Raw genomic sequence first — 15,660 nt, forward strand, 5'->3', positions numbered from 1 at the left:
ACATAAGAAAACCATAAAAACGATTGCTATATGAGCCCTATCACAACGCATAGCCACAAAGTGGTAGTTCGGAATCAAAGTTGTTCCAGATCAATGGTCGACCACTTGATTGCCGACAACATATAGGAAATTAAAAAATCATAATTAACGGAGTTTTCCAATGTCTACTGCATTTTATATCCCTACAATCAACTTCATGGGTACTGGCTGTTTGAAAGATGCTGCTGATAGCATTCAGTCTCAAGGCTTCAAAAAAGGTCTGATCGTTACGGATAAGATCCTTAACCAAATTGGTGTAGTAAAACAGGTACAAGACCTTCTTAGTCAACGTGGCGTTGAAGCCGTTATCTTCGATGGCACTCAACCAAACCCAACCACCACCAACGTTAAAGACGGTCTTGAGCTGCTTACTGACAATGATTGTGACTTTGTTGTTTCTCTAGGTGGTGGCTCTCCGCACGATTGTGCAAAAGGTATTGCGCTGGTTGCTTCTAACGGCGGAAAAATTTCAGATTATGAAGGCGTTGATCAGTCTGAAAAGCCAATGATGCCATTAATTGCTATTAATACTACAGCAGGTACAGCATCTGAAATGACTCGCTTCTGTATCATTACAGATGAAGCTCGCCACATTAAAATGGCTATCGTTGACAAGCATACAACACCACTTATCTCTGTAAACGATCCTGAGTTAATGCTTGCTAAGCCTGCATCATTAACTGCAGCTACGGGTATGGATGCATTAACACACGCAATTGAAGCTTACGTCTCTATCGCAGCAACCCCAATTACAGATGCCGTAGCAATCAAAGCGATTGAACTTGTACAAGCTCACCTGAGAACAGCAGTTGCGCACGGCGATGATATTGAAGCTCGTGAGCAAATGGCTTACGCGCAGTTCATGGCGGGTATGGCGTTCAACAATGCTTCACTGGGTTACGTTCATGCAATGGCTCACCAACTAGGTGGTTTCTACGACCTTCCACACGGTGTATGTAACGCTATCTTGCTTCCACACGTTCAACGTTACAACGCGCAGGTTTGTCCTGAGCGCCTACGTGACGTAGCCAAAGCTATGGGCGTAAATGTTGAAGGTATGACACCAGAACAAGGTGCAGAAGCCGCTATCAATTCAATTGTTCAACTAGCAAACGACGTGAACATTCCAACAGGCATCGCACAGCTTGGCGCTAAACTGGAAGACATCCCAACACTTTCAGACAATGCGCTAAAAGACGCTTGTGGTTTTACTAACCCTAAACAAGCGACTCACGAAGAAATTTCAGCGATCTTTGAAGCAGCAATGTAATCTAGATCCTAGGATCTGTTGGCCTTTTTCAGTTCAATGTGGTTCTAGACACAAATCAATATAAACACAAACGGACTCATCTTTTGAGTCCGTTTTCTTTTGCCCGTCTTTATTTTGATAACCGTTATAAACCACTAAAAAGTCGCATTATTTCTATCGCTTGGTTATAGTTAACCTATTGATATGTCAAATAACAAACAGGTTCCATTGAGTCGTTGGATAGTTAACACTTCATTATTGGCTTCACTCGTCTCCTACTCTGCTCAGGCAGAGGAACAAAACGAGTGCCACAGCCAGCCGTTAGAAGACGTGCCTGTCGAAAAAGCCTACCACTTCCTAAACAGTAAATTTTGCCAACCTGCACTGTGGTTTGACAATTTTTTTGTCGATGACCGCATTACCGAAGATGCAAGAGCTGGTACGTCTGTCCGTTGGTACAACGATTTCATTTACTCCGAGGGTGGCGAAGTCGAATACTCCACTAAGCTTAAAGCTCGTTTACACCTTCCTTTTGTGAGTAAACGTCTTAAATTAATATATGAATCTGTTAGTGATGAAGAATTCTTGGATTTTTTTCCTAACGACTCAGAAGAATTAGAAAGTGCTTTAGGTTTACGCTATGACGCTTATGCAAAAGGCTATAGTAGCTTCAATATAAAAGCGACATTACGTCCACGAATTGAAGCCCGCTACCGTTTTACCTACCCTTTGACCACAGATGCTGTGTTCAGATTTACACAACGTGTTTACCAAGAAAAACAGAAAACTGGAGAGATCACCGATATCGATTTTGATCTTTCACTAAGTGATGATTTCTTGGCTCGATGGTCGAACTTTGCAGGTTATAACGATGACTTAAAAGGATGGGAATATGGCTCAGGCTTGACCTTATATCATTACCTTTCTCAAGATCAAGCTCTGCAATATAGCGCGACGATTACAGCAACCAATGAACCTTACAATCATTATGAATACTCACAAGTGTCGATTACTTACCGGGAAAACGTGTGGAAAGAGTGGTTATTTTATGAACTCACCCCTCGTTACCAATGGGAGCGTGAACCTTACGAGAAACACATTGAAGAAGCCAATATCACGCTTAGGTTAGAAGTTTTGTTCAATAACGTTTAATCCCTAATTCCCTTGTAAATTCACAGACCAGAGAACCAAAAGAAGCACATCATTACAATGTGCTTCTTAATTGGAAATAACAAACGTAGATGTAGGAATTAACCTTTGTAGTTTCTTACTCGTGCAGCTTCGGCTTCACGCTTGTCGACAACCGTTTTACCGATTGGCGCCAATGAGATAACCGCTAATTTAAGGTGCTGAATTGCAAACGGAATACCAATGATAGTAATGAAACACGCTACTGCTGACATGATGTGACCAATCGCAAGCCAGATTCCCGCAAATAAGAACCAAATGATGTTCCCGATCATACCGAGTGGACTGGTGCCAATGTCAGTTTCATTCGTCAGTTCATCACGTGAAATCGCTTCTTGGCCGAATGGGAAGAATGAGAAATTACCCATTACAAAACACGCTCTACCCCATGGAATACCAACGATGGTGAGGAATGCGAGCAGTCCGAAGAACCACCAAGCCAGTCCCATAAATACACCACCAAATAGAAACCAAATGATGTTTCCTATTGTTCTCATGTTGTCTTCTCCAAATCTTTGAATGCTGTTTATTTATATGCCGAGTAAGGCAATATTTGTTCTAATAGGTTCATTATTGTTGAGTCTTTATGAACCGCTAATGAATCGTCTACATTTTCTGTAATTGATGTACGCCACGAAACGTCAAATCCGCATAGGGCTCAACCATTTTATTTGATACCATAAACGTAACTGGAACCTGCTGTTAAACAGTTCCCCACGCTCATCTATTCATAGCGTATAGGAAATTGTAGCAAGCAGTGCGACTCAACAACTAATTGAAGGCCGAATTTATGAACAACACTGAGCAACCTAAAAAGAAAATAAAAAACTGGGTGCCAATCGTCTTCTTCGGACTTCTCAGTACGGTTCCTGTATTCATGTTCTTAGTTGACGTGTACATCAACCAGTATATGTAACAGAGCCGGACATCCTAACTATATAAATGGATATAAGAACCCTTTCCTGTATCCATTTCTCAGTTCCAATTAGATCAGTTCTTCTTCAGTCAGCTCTTCTGTAATCAACCCAACCCTTCCGCAATCAAATCAACTCTCCGTAATCAAATCAGCTCTTCGTTAATCAAATCCAGTACATCGATCAGCTCATGATCAGGCAAATTTAATAAGTTATCACCAACATACCATTCAATCTTACATTGGTTTGGTAATTCGCTAATAGCTGGGTTTCCTATCCAAATCTTGTGTTTCTTCGCTATGTTATCTCTCACAATAATGCCGTATTCATAGCTCACAGGTAAATATAGGTGAAGCATGTTGACCTGCGGTTGCTGCGGATTAACAGTAAACTGAGGATAATCTAATAAGATTTGGTAGATCTGTTTTGTTCGCTCAAACAGCGATGGCATCAACTCTAATCGCTCATCAAACTGCATTGCAGCTGAAACCACATAAGGCGTTCGGTGATAAACATTGCCGCCCTGACGCTTCATCCACGCAGATGCTTTCGCCACAAAGGCTTTATCACCCAGTAACAGTGAACCACCGAGGCCGTTCAGCCCCTTATAAAGCGAAACATAGGCACTATCAAAACCCTTAGCAATTTCGCTGTATGGTTTTTGGTAATACGCGCCGCATTCCCACAAACGCGCACCGTCCATATGAAGGTGAATTGATTGTTCTTTGCAGTACTGCTTGATCGCTTCAAGCTCATCCCATTCTGGTAATTGGCCGCCGATTTCACGCATCGGTAATTCATATAGAGCGGCTGCAATCTCATCAGGCCACGCCTTTAAGTCATCAACATTCCAAGTGCGAAATACGTTGCCGACTGGAAGTACATTGAAGCGGTTTTGGAGCTGATACCCTTGGCGTTCATGACGCATAATATGACTCGATTCATGCATCGCCACTACAGGGTTTCTTTTCTCTTGGCACGCAATTTCTAATGCTGTGGGTTGATTCATGGTGCCGGTAATCACAAATACAGCCGCTTCATAACCTAGCAGTTCCGCGACTTTGTTTTCGAAGCTCTCGATAAACTCACCATCGCCGTAGCTATCATGGCTCACATTGTGTGTCTCACACCATTCAGCCATCTGAGCGAATGTTTGTGCTGGAGTCGGTTCTAGGTGACCGGAAAGCAACAAATCACATTGTTGACGCAAGTCCATGCTCATAGTTTTTCCTTTATTCATTGTTGTTCTATGTAGGGTTATTGGATTATTTACGTTACCCACCAACGGTGACATAAAATGCCCATATTCGCTTTTACTATTCGTGAATAATTAGTTTTACTCAGTCATCGGCGGCTTGTGCCGGAAATACTCAAATTGACGGATGTTTTATATAATTAAGTACCTAAAAACACACGCATCTAAATAGATAAGTATGGGCTAATTCGTTGTTGTTCAACCATTCTTCTATTATTGTATATCTATAATTCCAATAAATATTATTCGTTAATGGACAAAGAGGGCTATATGTCGAAAAATCGAGTCTTGGTGCTATTCGCCCACCCTTCTCAGCATCGCTCTGAAGCTAACAAACCCTTATTTGAACAAGCCAAACGCATTAACGGGGTTACCTGTGTCGACCTCTATGCTGAGTACCCAACCTTCAAGATCAACATCGACCGTGAACAGAAACGCCTGTTGGACCATGACATCATCATTTTTCAGTTCCCACTATATTGGTACTCAACACCCGCGATTCTTAAAGAATGGCAAGACCTTGTTCTCGAGTACGGTTTTGCCTACGGCACCGACGGTAATGAACTGCAAGGTAAAAGCTTGTTATGCAGTATCACCGCTGGCGGCAAGAAAGATGCTTATCAAACTGATGGCTATAACCACTTCACCATACGTGAACTGCTTCACCCAATCGAACAAACCGCTTCTTTGTGCGGCATGAACTACTTGGCTCCATTGGCTTTATTTGGTTCACGTACTGCGTTGGAAGAAGGCCGAATTCAAGATCACGTAAACAGCTATAAAACGCTTTTAGAGGCTTTTGTTGCGGGCGAAGTCGACCTTAAAAAGGCAAGCAAGGCTGAAAAGCTAAACCATTACGTTGATGAACTGATGAGCAGAGGTTAAATCATGACAGGATATTTTCTACAAGCATTTATCTATTTGCTTGCCGCAGTCATCGCGGTCCCTATCGCCAAGAGGCTTGGTCTTGGTTCTGTGCTTGGCTACCTGATTGCTGGTGTGGTGATTGGTCCAATTATTGGATTAGTTGGCGAAGAGACCACGACCATTCAACACTTTGCCGAATTCGGTGTAGTGATGATGCTGTTCTTAGTCGGGCTTGAACTTGAACCTAAGATGCTTTGGGCAATGAGAAACCGCCTTATGGGTCTTGGTGGTCTGCAAGTTGGCGGAACGACCGCTATCGTGATGGGGATTGCACTGTTCTTCGAACAACCTTGGACGATCGCTCTGACTATTGGTTTGATCTTTGCGCTTTCATCGACAGCCATTGTTCTACAAACGTTCAATGAGAAAGGCCTATCTAAAACAGAAGGCGGCAAAAACGCATTCTCAGTACTTTTATTCCAAGATATTGCCGTTATCCCAATGCTGGCGTTCATCCCCTTGTTAGCTCTTCCTGAATTGGTTGCCTTGGCAGAAAGTGCCGCCCAAACCGCAGCACATCACGATGAGCTAAGTTTGGTTGCAGGCTTACCAAGCTGGGCATATGGCCTTGTTATTACGGCTTCCATCGCAATCGTGGTTGTGGGGGGCCATTATTTAAGTCGCCCATTATTTCGTTTTGTTGCGAGTTCTGGCTTGCGCGAGATCTTCACTGCAACAGCACTGATGTTGGTGATTGGTATTGCCGCGTTGATGAGTCTCGTTGGCCTGTCGCCTGCGCTAGGTACTTTCCTGGCAGGAGTGGTGCTTGCCAACAGTGAGTTCAGACACGAACTGGAATCTAACATTGACCCGTTTAAAGGGTTATTACTTGGATTGTTCTTTATCACAGTAGGCGCAGGTATCAACTTTGGCGTTTTGTTTAACGATTTTGCGCTCATCATTGGTTTAACACTCGGCGTAATGACACTTAAAGCATTGGTGCTGTTCACACTGGCGCTGATCTTTAAAATCAAAAACAGCGACCGTTGGCTATTTACATTGAGCTTGGCTCAAGCGGGTGAATTTGGTTTTGTACTACTGAGCTTCTCAGCACAGAACCATGTGTTGCCTGCGGATATTGTTCAAACGCTATCACTGGTTGTAGCCCTCTCCATGTTCTTAACTCCAGGTCTCTTCATTCTGTTTGATAAAGTCATCCTGCCCCGTTACGAGCAAAAATCGAACGGCCGAGAAGAAGACAAAATCGAAGAGAAAGGTACAGTCATCATTGCCGGTATCGGTCGATTTGGTCAGATCGTAAACCGCTTGTTAGTATCAAATGACGTCAATACGGTAGTATTGGATCATCAAGCAAACCAAGTGGACTTGTTGCGCTCCATCAATATCAAGTCTTACTTTGGTGATGCAACTCGTCACGACTTACTGCATACCGCAGGTATCGAAGAAGCTGCGATGCTTGTTGTCGCTATCGACAATCAAGATTCCAGCGTCGAATTAGTTAAATACGTAAAACACACGTATCCAAAGGTGAAAATCTTGGCGCGTGCATTTGACCGTGGTCATAGCTATCGCTTAAGAGAAGCTGGCGCCGATTTTGTGGAATCTGAAACGTACCATTCAGCACTTGAAATGGGCGCACAAGCCTTGCGATCTCTTGGGCATCATCCGTTTTTTGTTGAGCAGCAAAAATCGACTTATCAACGTGTTGAAAGCCGTAAGTCTGAAAAGCTCTATCAAGCTTGGGCTGAAGCGGAAGAGAACCCGCGTTACGACAATAACTACCGACAAATCTTCATTCATCTGGAAGAAGCGATGAAAGAAGACATGAAAAAAGACCGTTCAGACAAACATTCTCGCTCCGAACGTGGTTGGACACCACCACCAAAAGGTTATGCTGACGGCTTTGAAGAAGAAGACTCTTAAGCATTCGTTCCTAGCCACAATTTAAAAAGCGGCTCTTGAGCCGCTTTTTCTTTCCCCATACCTTTCCCGAAGCCCGAACAAAACACCTTATGGGCCTAGACAGCGCATTCTAGATAGGTAATCCCTAGAATTTATGTGATCTACCCATTATTTTTAATTTCTAATCACTCTGCAAAAATGAATTCATTTTTTACATTATTGAAACATTCCACCGACGCATAAACCACACAGGTTAAGTGGGTATTATGCGGTAAATTTAACCACCTAAAGATCTGGCTAATTCATAACGTCCATTTTCTATGGGTTGAGTTACATTGCATATATCGAACCCCAGCTTACAACTTGCCACACAATCATTCATCTCCCGAATAAATAAGACATCATACTTACAAATTCAACTCGTAAAAATTAACATAAACGTTTCAAAACATGTCTATCGTTACAATTTGTAACGGATCGAGCTTATCGGTATAGTCCTGCACTTCAAAAAGTGAGGCGTTTACGCTCACCTTAAAGGAGAAAATAATAATGATTACCAATGATGCTGTAATAATGGGCATGTTAGCCGTTATTCTTGGCGCCGTTTTCGTTTCTGAAAGCAGCCAAAATAGCGCTTTAAAAAAGTTCTACTCGTTCGTTCCGGGTCTATTACTTTGCTACTTCATTCCCTCCTTACTAAACAGCTTCGGCATAATCGATGCGTCGAATTCTAAACTGTACTTTGTTGCAAGCCGTTACTTGCTTCCGAGTGCACTCGTTTTACTGATCATCTCTGCGGACCTGCGTAAAATCTTTGGGTTAGGTTCAAAAGCCGTCATCATGTTCCTGACAGGTACTGTCGGTATTATCATTGGTGGCCCATTGGCTATCTTGATCATCGACCAAATAAACCCTGACCTTGTATCTGGTGATGTATGGCGTGGCCTAACAACGGTTGCAGGCTCTTGGATTGGCGGTGGTGCAAACCAAGCCGCAATGAAAGAAGTGTTTGAAGTAGACGATCAACTGTTCTCTGCGATGATTACTGTAGACGTAATCTGTGCCAACATTTGGATGGCAATATTACTTATTATGGCTGGCCGTCAGAAGAAGATTGATGCGTGGTTAAAAGCCGATACTTCATCTATCGAAGACCTAAAAGAAACCGTTTCTAAGTACCAAGAAGAAAACGCTCGCCCCACGACGACGACTGATCTAATGAAGATCACGGGCATTGCATTCGGTCTTACGGGCTTAGCACACTTTTTCAGTGACATGATCGCACCATGGATCTCAACTAACGCTCCTGAGCTAGCGCAATACAGCCTGACTTCTGGGTTCTTTTGGTTAATCGTAATGGTGACTACGTTTGCGCTGATCGCTTCATGCTTCAAATCAACACGTAGCCTTGAGCACAGTGGTGCATCTAAAGTAGGCTCAGCATTCATCTACATCTTAGTTGCAACCATTGGTATGCAAATGGATATCACGGCTATTTTGGATAACCCTGGTTACTTCTTCATCGGTATCACTTGGTTAACTATTCACGCGATTATCATGATTGTGATGGCAAAGCTAATCCGTGCACCACTGTTCTTCATGGCAGTAGGTAGCCAAGCGAACGTAGGCGGTGCTGCATCGGCTCCTATCGTAGCTGCTGCATTCCATCCAGCATTAGCGCCAGTAGGTATTCTAATGGCTGTACTTGGTTATGCACTGGGTACATACGGCGCTTACATCTGTGGCCTAATCATGCAGGCTGCTGCACTAGGTTAATAAGCCTCTAAAACAAAGATGGCTAAAGCAACAACAAGAAAGGCTGAACGACGATAGTTCAGCCTTTTCGTTTCCACAGCCCTGAATCAAACATCGCCTTATTCAAATAAACCTGTAAGTTTGTTTTCCACGACAGGGCTAATATTAAAGCTCAACATGAAATCTGGACGCGTTTCTTCCTCTTTCTCAAGGTAATAATTCGCTTCAATTCCAAACTTCCAAGGACGCCCATTCAACACCGTTGTTTTACTGACACTTATATTTAACGGAATTTCCGCCTGATCCTTATTCCAGTCATACGAGAATGTCGGCGCAGAACCTATCGTCCAACCTCCTCCTAATATCTCCACCCAAAAGACTTGTGTCGATGTCTTGTTGATTCGAGTATCAGAATGGTCGGCTCCGTCTCCAGAAATACCATACAAGTGGTTGGGAAACATACCAACAACTCGCTCACTACTCGCCTTCCCGAACATAAATTCAGGCCCGACAGCAAATTGATCAGCCGTTAAGTCATTACTACCCGTTGGCAAAGAAGCAAAGAGACCGAAAGCGACAATAGTACCGCCCTCCATTTTAGGCGCATAAGCTAAATCAAATGAGATGTCTGTAACGCCGGACTGATCCATATGCTGCGAGCTTGCTGGTGTATCCATATGGAAATCGTTCTGTACATAAGAGATAGCCGGGCGGAAAATCACTTTATCACCATTATCCATTGGAAACGGCAATGTCGGCTGTAAGACGGTCGCGAAAGCATCTCCTCCTCCATCGTAACCACCTGAATACTGAAGCTTTAGATTGAGGCTAGCGTAAGCTGTGTTTGGGTTTGCAAGTTCCTTTGCTGCCTGTTCTGCTGCTTGATCACTTTCGGCTTTCGAAATGTCGACATTAGCGCTAGCAAAATTCGGCGTTAATAATATTCCAGTTATTATCAGTGCAAGTGGTTTACAATCCATGAGCCCTCTCTTCAATAGTAAAACAATAAGGTGTAACTGCTTATTGAGTATTTTAGAGATTACTGGACAGTAAAATGGCCATTAAGTGACAGAAGGGAATTAGCGAAGCCTAGATAAAGAAACAGACAAAGTATGGATACAAAAATGCCCCAAATCGCTTTGAGGCATTTTTAATTAATCAGGAAGCTCGGGAGTAGTTACTCCTTTAGCTTATTCCCAATCTAGAATTACTTTACCAGACATACCAGAGCGCATCATGTCGAAGCCTTTCTGGAAGTCGTCCACTTTGTAATGGTGAGTAATGATTGGTGTTAGATCTAGGCCAGATTGAATCAAAGAAGCCATTATAGACAATGGCGAATTAAGTCATTTAAAAACAAAAGCTTAAAAAAAATCAAAATTGACAATGGCGACAAAATGGCGACATATTTTGAGCTATCAGATAAAAACCAGAAACCTAAAAAATAAGGTTCCCGCTAATCCGCGATGAACCTTTTGTCTATGTTCGATTTAGTGGCTTTCAGTAAATATACGCACGTATCGACATCAGATAACTTTGATTGCCCATACTATTTAGTTGATTGGTTAAAGTTATACATTAACGATTGCTTTAATGCCGCTTCTAACCAACCATAAGAATTACAGTCTCTATGCGTTATTTATAGTAGATTTCAAGTAACTCATCACTCTCCCATTGAGTTACTAAATATTAGTAATACTTATCACAAAATATGTCTTGTTAGCGCACTATGATTTCGACTTAACGCCATTACATCATCTACCAACTTCTCGATTTGCTTTTGCTGCATTTGCATTCGGCCTTGAAAGCTTTGGTATTCACTTTCATCCACTAATGCTAGGTCGTGTTCTCGCGCTTGCTGCTTAAGTAACTGCAGTTCTGGGGTTTGACTACGCAATTCATTTTCTAAGTCTTGTTTAAGTACTCTTTTTGCCAATGCATGTTCAAAGCCATGCTCTTGTGACCAAGCATTAGTATTGAATACAGAATTGTAGTGCACATGTACAATTTGCGTTGTTACGTTTTTCGCCTTGGCCAGTTCAAAGATTAAGTCGTTTAAGGAGAGGTCTTGTGGAACGGTTGGAATAGGAAATGCTGGATCTTGGTTTGTTGTCATACTGTCAAAAGCACGAATGACATTAAGATGGAACTTTGGACTAATCCACATTGCGTATGAGTAGACCAATTCTTTGCATACCCACGTCCCTGCACTGTTGCCGCCACGTTTAGTTTTTACAGCAAAGTGAGAATTAGTATTTTGGTCAAAGTAAGAATTCTTACTTTGCTCAATTTCTTCAATTATGTCTTGAGTTTGCTTGTTCTTAAGAAAATGAACAGGCTTATGATTTTGATGCCCACCACTCACTTTATGTAGATCATTTAATGAGTACAAGTCATCTAGCACGCGGATATCTTTTGAAAAGATTGTTAAATTTGGCATGGTTGCCTCCTTGGGGATGATCTTTAAATCACCACACAAAGGGACTAATCTTCGGGTGGTGAGCTGAACAAGGTTAGTCCTACCGCTCCCAAGGTTACGGCCAGCCGAAGCTGCCTCGCCCAGCCCACCATAATGCTGATAGTACGTTTTATAAGTAAAACGACTATGTTCAGGTGTGCTGAAGCTGCACATAAAAAAACCAGCAAAAGCTAGCGTCTATGCGCCTTGGGTGTATATTGCGGGGGACTAATCCCGACACTGGATTTTGCCAGTGCCGTTACAGATTAACGATGTGGAAGATCGGTGTCAAACGTTTAATAACGTTGCATATTGTATAGAGCGCGGTTCTTATAATCAGTTTGCCTCACCTATGAACGTAGACAGAATCGAGACAAAAACAACTCCAGAGCACACACGCAGTTCCAGAGTCACACTAAATTATTAACTAATTTAGATTCATTTTATTTGTAACTATTGTAATTTTAGCCACCCATACAAATACGAATGATAAGAATTATCATGAATTGTTTAAAGAAAATAATAGTTTCCTCATTTTTCCTCTCACCAATACATTGTTATTCTACAGAAATTATAGGGGAAGCTTTTCAATCGAATGACTCTTACGAAAATAAGATTAGAGATAAAAAATCGTTAGAGTTAGAAGCCCCTGACTGTACTGGCAACTCCTCTTGGATTGATTACCCTTCCTTACCTCAAGAGCCTACAGAAACGAGTAAATCCGATATTAATTGCAGTTTTATGCAGTTTGCATGGCAATCTTTTGCTTATTATACCAGTGACAAGACACCGGATTTATTCTTGAATATGATGCCGAAAGACAGAATATTTAAAGAGATACCCGATAGTTGGGACAATAAAGGTGATCAAGGATTAGTACAAAGTGAGATCCTTCAAGCCGGCTCTAATTTCCCATTGAACGATCAAGAAGGCAATCCGGTCTTCTATCAACAAAGTGTCAATAAAAAATTCTACAATGACATCGTCAAACACGGATTAAACAATAGCCAATGTGTCGCCGATATTGACAGTGGGAAAACACCGTTTGAAATATCCCCAGGCTCCACTGAAGTAAAAACCTCATGGAAATTAATATCTAATAACGACAACCCTGAAAAATTTTTCACTATTCATAGAGATGTTGAGATCGACGGGGCAGTAAGGAGTAATGTTCTAATGGGCTTGGTCGGGATTCATGTAGTGCGAAAAACAAGGAATCATCCTGAATTCATTTGGACCACATTTGAACACAAGGAAAACGCTCCTGATTGTGCTGATGTTCCTAACCTATCAAATTTTGAAAAATCAGGTAAATGGACATTTTTCAACCCAATGTCCTTTCAGAAAGTGAATACTTACTTCCCTGGTAAACCTACTCAAGTCTGTAGAGAAACACCCTATGGGGTTGGTGTTTTAACGAAAACTGAAGTAGCTAAAGATATAAAAGCGCTTAACGAGGCAATGTCAGATTATTACCAATCACGTAAATCTGTTTGGTCTAACTACTTCCTTGTGGGCACATCTTGGACAGTCTCAAACGAGAGTGATTTAAATAAAGGAGAGGTGCCTCCCTCTTGGAAAAATGAAATAGGGGGTTCGAAGTTATTATCAAACAGTACAATGGAGACCTATGTCCAAAACCCTCAATGGTTTGCTTTAGTGCATCCTAAAGAAGATAGGGGCTGTTTTGCTTGTCATAAATATGACCCTTTAACAAAGAAAGCCTTACATTTAAGCCATATGTTTAATGCGGCCCAAGATTACGGTCAGTGTTTTCTTTAAGGCTTGATTTAGAACCTAAAAATTGAAACTTCCTAACAAAGAGTGATCGGCTTTCCACTTTTATGATCTTACCCTTTCAGATTAAAAGGTTTTATAGAAATTAACGTTAATTAAACCGCATAATAACATTTCACAGCTCAACACAATTCGTTGGATTTATAATTATAAAGAGTTAAGTATGCGCTCCAGACACCCTTGGTTAGACCGCTTATTCAGTCCCCACCCTCAATGGGTCTATAAGACTGGTGTTATGTTATTGGCCCTGTTGTTTAGCTTATTGGCTTCATTAGCAACCAGTCTTTATCAAGTTCATAATGAAATTAAGCATGACGTCGACTACCTCGATCAAATCGTTTCTGTTGCGATTAAATATGGGCTTGAAAAACCCATTCTTTCTGAAGCCAGCGTCGCTAGCGGTGAATGCTCCACTGACACTATAGAGCAGTTAGAGAAGCTTTATGTGTCGCATCTACTTATGTCGATACCCATCGTTAATCTTGATAAGCAGAAACCTTATACCTATTGCTCTCCTTTCGGCGTTGAGCAATTTGAACAACGTAATTTTAAGAACTTACTCAGTACACAATTAAAAGGGGAAATGTGGCGTTTAGCGATTTATTCTCTCTCCACAACCCCAAAACATCCCCCCTATTTATACGGTTCGAATGGACAATATGGCTTCCTCTTTCCATTACGCACGGAATACCTTTTTCTTGAAAATGATTTAGACCATCAACGCTCTATTCGTTTATCTTTACCAAAAGAAAATTACACTATCCTTGAAATAGGCAGTTTGCCCAATGCTGATCGCCTGTACTCGAACTCAGTTGCTTCAAACTATCTTCCTCTTACCTTTGAATCCTCCGTCTCTGCCTCACGAGTGCTTTCGAAGTTTAAGCAAAACTTGTGGCCGGTCACCACTTTACTCTTTATGATTTCACTCACCATTCTTTGGTTATGTGTTTCCTATTGGCACGCAAAAAAAGAAATTGCTCTTCAAAAAGCGGTTCGAGACGCCCAGTTTTTCCCCTATTATCAACCCATTGTAGACGCACAAACAGGTAAAATGCTCGGTGTCGAAGCTTTACTCCGATGGCTTCCCTCTGATGGCCGCGTCATAGAACCAAGCAAGTTCATCCATTATCTAGAGCAAAGTGGGGATATCATTCCAACAACAGAAAATCTCATTACAACCATTTACCGCGACTTATCGTCTTTGATGAGTCAAAACGCTGAGTTTTATTGCAGTGTCAACATCACTCCTCTGCACCTACAAAATGACGATTTTTACCACTATTTAAAGCGGTTTCAGCACGACTACTCAAAACTGACGCTTGAATTGACAGAACGCCAACCGATTGAAAATTTGGCGTTTGCCAGTCAGCGCCTCGCCTTACTCAAAACATTAGGACTTAAAATAAGCCTTGATGATGCAGGTACCGGTTATGGCGGAAACTCCTATTTGCATTATTTCGATATTGACACTATCAAAATAGACAAAATGTTTACACGCTCCATTGATGAAGGAAAATCCGCTGTTCTCGATGGGTATATTAAAATGGCTAAGCAGTTAGAAATGAATCTAGTAGCGGAAGGGGTTGAAAATAAGCTTGAAGCTAACGGGCTTTTATTAAGAGGCGTCTTTCAACATCAAGGTTACTATTACGCTAAACCTATGTCGATTGAAGATCTCCATCGCTGGGCTTTAGATTATGGTTATACTCACGAGCGGGTTAGTGAGGCGCTCAGCTAAAAACATCACGGAGCTTACCTTAGTCAACAACGAAAAGATGCTCTTACTAATACTCGTGGTTTAGCCTATTTGAGTCCATAAAACGAACACGTCGGGAGTAAAGAAGATAACCACACTCTTTGCTCATTTGTGGCATCACTTACTTAAAGTGGTCCACCAAGGTCCCCTTGTGGGATAACGAACCATTCCCGCCTTACACATCAGAACATGTACGTCAGAAAACCCTTTTGGCCCGTTCTTTCACGATAGGTCGAAAACCAAGTCCCTTGTGCGTTGCTGATGCTTTCAAACATTGTCATCCCCATTGATGTTGATTCATACTGACTACGTTGATATCGCAGTCTTTGAGATCAAAGTCGAAAAACACATTCGTCGGCTTTTTATTCCATCTGCATACCAACACCCGCATCACCGTAAGAGTGGCTGCCTTCACTATTGCAAAAAGCGCCGCAGATGGGCGCAGGCCTGCGTAATATG

At 41.9% G+C, this 15,660-nt stretch carries 12 protein-coding genes and 1 pseudogene; 8 read left to right on the forward strand and 5 right to left on the reverse strand.

Going from position 1 to position 15,660, the window contains the following annotated elements:
• The first annotated feature begins 160 nt into the window (after positions 1-160).
• Both yiaY and AACW75_RS11660 read left to right on the forward strand, forming a co-directional pair.
• Entirely contained in the window at positions 161-1,309 is a 1,149-nt protein-coding gene (gene yiaY / locus AACW75_RS11655; RefSeq protein WP_017075769.1) for an L-threonine dehydrogenase, read from the forward strand.
• 207 nt (positions 1,310-1,516) lie between these two features.
• Positions 1,517-2,440, forward strand: coding sequence for a hypothetical protein (locus tag AACW75_RS11660; protein WP_135457662.1), 924 nt, complete (start codon positions 1,517-1,519; stop codon positions 2,438-2,440).
• 98 nt (positions 2,441-2,538) lie between these two features.
• Here the strand turns inward: AACW75_RS11660 and AACW75_RS11665 are convergent, their stop codons facing one another.
• Positions 2,539-2,973, reverse strand: a complete 435-nt coding sequence (locus AACW75_RS11665; protein WP_017075771.1) for a YccF domain-containing protein — start codon at positions 2,971-2,973, stop codon at positions 2,539-2,541.
• Between the two features lie 293 nt (positions 2,974-3,266).
• Between AACW75_RS11665 and AACW75_RS11670 the strand changes: the two genes are divergently transcribed.
• Positions 3,267-3,392: a hypothetical protein gene (locus tag AACW75_RS11670; protein ID WP_017075772.1), complete on the forward strand. Its 126-nt coding sequence runs from the start codon at positions 3,267-3,269 to the stop codon at positions 3,390-3,392.
• A gap of 143 nt (positions 3,393-3,535) precedes the next feature.
• On the opposite strand, the gene AACW75_RS11675 is transcribed toward AACW75_RS11670, so the two are convergent.
• A complete protein-coding gene (locus AACW75_RS11675; protein WP_145568565.1) occupies positions 3,536-4,612 on the reverse strand; it encodes a threonine aldolase family protein in 1,077 nt (358 codons plus the stop codon).
• 303 nt (positions 4,613-4,915) lie between these two features.
• On the opposite strand from AACW75_RS11675, the gene AACW75_RS11680 reads away from it, so the two are divergent.
• From AACW75_RS11680 to AACW75_RS11690, 3 genes are all read left to right on the forward strand, one after another.
• Positions 4,916-5,530 carry an NAD(P)H-dependent oxidoreductase gene (locus AACW75_RS11680; RefSeq protein WP_017060908.1) on the forward strand — a complete coding sequence of 205 codons (615 nt, stop codon included), beginning with the start codon at positions 4,916-4,918 and terminating at the stop codon, positions 5,528-5,530.
• 3 nt (positions 5,531-5,533) lie between these two features.
• Positions 5,534-7,456 (forward strand): monovalent cation:proton antiporter-2 (CPA2) family protein, encoded by a 1,923-nt coding sequence (locus AACW75_RS11685; protein ID WP_145568563.1) that lies wholly within the window; start codon positions 5,534-5,536, stop codon positions 7,454-7,456.
• A gap of 528 nt (positions 7,457-7,984) precedes the next feature.
• Positions 7,985-9,211, forward strand: coding sequence for a DUF819 family protein (locus tag AACW75_RS11690; RefSeq protein ID WP_017075776.1), 1,227 nt, complete (start codon positions 7,985-7,987; stop codon positions 9,209-9,211).
• Between the two features lie 98 nt (positions 9,212-9,309).
• On the opposite strand, the gene AACW75_RS11695 is transcribed toward AACW75_RS11690, so the two are convergent.
• The 3 genes and pseudogenes from AACW75_RS11695 to AACW75_RS11705 form a co-directional block, all read right to left on the reverse strand.
• Entirely contained in the window at positions 9,310-10,170 is an 861-nt protein-coding gene (locus AACW75_RS11695) for a transporter (protein WP_145568561.1), read from the reverse strand.
• Positions 10,171-10,380: 210 nt separating this feature from the next.
• A pseudogene (locus tag AACW75_RS11700) lies at positions 10,381-10,515 on the reverse strand (L-threonine 3-dehydrogenase); the annotation flags it as partial.
• A 377-nt stretch (positions 10,516-10,892) separates the two neighbouring features.
• On the reverse strand, positions 10,893-11,630 hold the full coding sequence (locus tag AACW75_RS11705) for a KilA-N domain-containing protein (RefSeq protein ID WP_102495456.1): 738 nt from the start codon (positions 11,628-11,630) through the stop codon (positions 10,893-10,895).
• 519 nt (positions 11,631-12,149) lie between these two features.
• Between AACW75_RS11705 and AACW75_RS11710 the strand changes: the two genes are divergently transcribed.
• Positions 12,150-13,430, forward strand: a complete 1,281-nt coding sequence (locus tag AACW75_RS11710) for a hypothetical protein (protein WP_016800282.1) — start codon at positions 12,150-12,152, stop codon at positions 13,428-13,430.
• A 178-nt stretch (positions 13,431-13,608) separates the two neighbouring features.
• Positions 13,609-15,183 (forward strand): EAL domain-containing protein, encoded by a 1,575-nt coding sequence (locus AACW75_RS11715; RefSeq protein WP_016800281.1) that lies wholly within the window; start codon positions 13,609-13,611, stop codon positions 15,181-15,183.
• Positions 15,184-15,660: the final 477 nt, after the last annotated feature.

It is taken from the genome of Vibrio sp. L3-7 (assembly GCF_963898195.1).
Classification (GTDB): Bacteria; Pseudomonadota; Gammaproteobacteria; order Enterobacterales; family Vibrionaceae; genus Vibrio; species Vibrio echinoideorum.

Coding starts and splice junctions, on each gene's coding strand:
- yiaY (WP_017075769.1), top strand. CDS start 161: ATGTCTACTGCATTTTATATCCCTACAATCAACTTCATGGGTACTGGC.
- AACW75_RS11665 (WP_017075771.1), bottom strand. CDS start 2,973: ATGAGAACAATAGGAAACATCATTTGGTTTCTATTTGGTGGTGTATTT.
- AACW75_RS11670 (WP_017075772.1), top strand. CDS start 3,267: ATGAACAACACTGAGCAACCTAAAAAGAAAATAAAAAACTGGGTGCCA.
- AACW75_RS11675 (WP_145568565.1), bottom strand. CDS start 4,612: ATGAGCATGGACTTGCGTCAACAATGTGATTTGTTGCTTTCCGGTCAC.
- AACW75_RS11680 (WP_017060908.1), top strand. CDS start 4,916: ATGTCGAAAAATCGAGTCTTGGTGCTATTCGCCCACCCTTCTCAGCAT.
- AACW75_RS11685 (WP_145568563.1), top strand. CDS start 5,534: ATGACAGGATATTTTCTACAAGCATTTATCTATTTGCTTGCCGCAGTC.
- AACW75_RS11690 (WP_017075776.1), top strand. CDS start 7,985: ATGATTACCAATGATGCTGTAATAATGGGCATGTTAGCCGTTATTCTT.
- AACW75_RS11695 (WP_145568561.1), bottom strand. CDS start 10,170: ATGGATTGTAAACCACTTGCACTGATAATAACTGGAATATTATTAACG.
- AACW75_RS11705 (WP_102495456.1), bottom strand. CDS start 11,630: ATGCCAAATTTAACAATCTTTTCAAAAGATATCCGCGTGCTAGATGAC.
- AACW75_RS11710 (WP_016800282.1), top strand. CDS start 12,150: ATGAATTGTTTAAAGAAAATAATAGTTTCCTCATTTTTCCTCTCACCA.
- AACW75_RS11715 (WP_016800281.1), top strand. CDS start 13,609: ATGCGCTCCAGACACCCTTGGTTAGACCGCTTATTCAGTCCCCACCCT.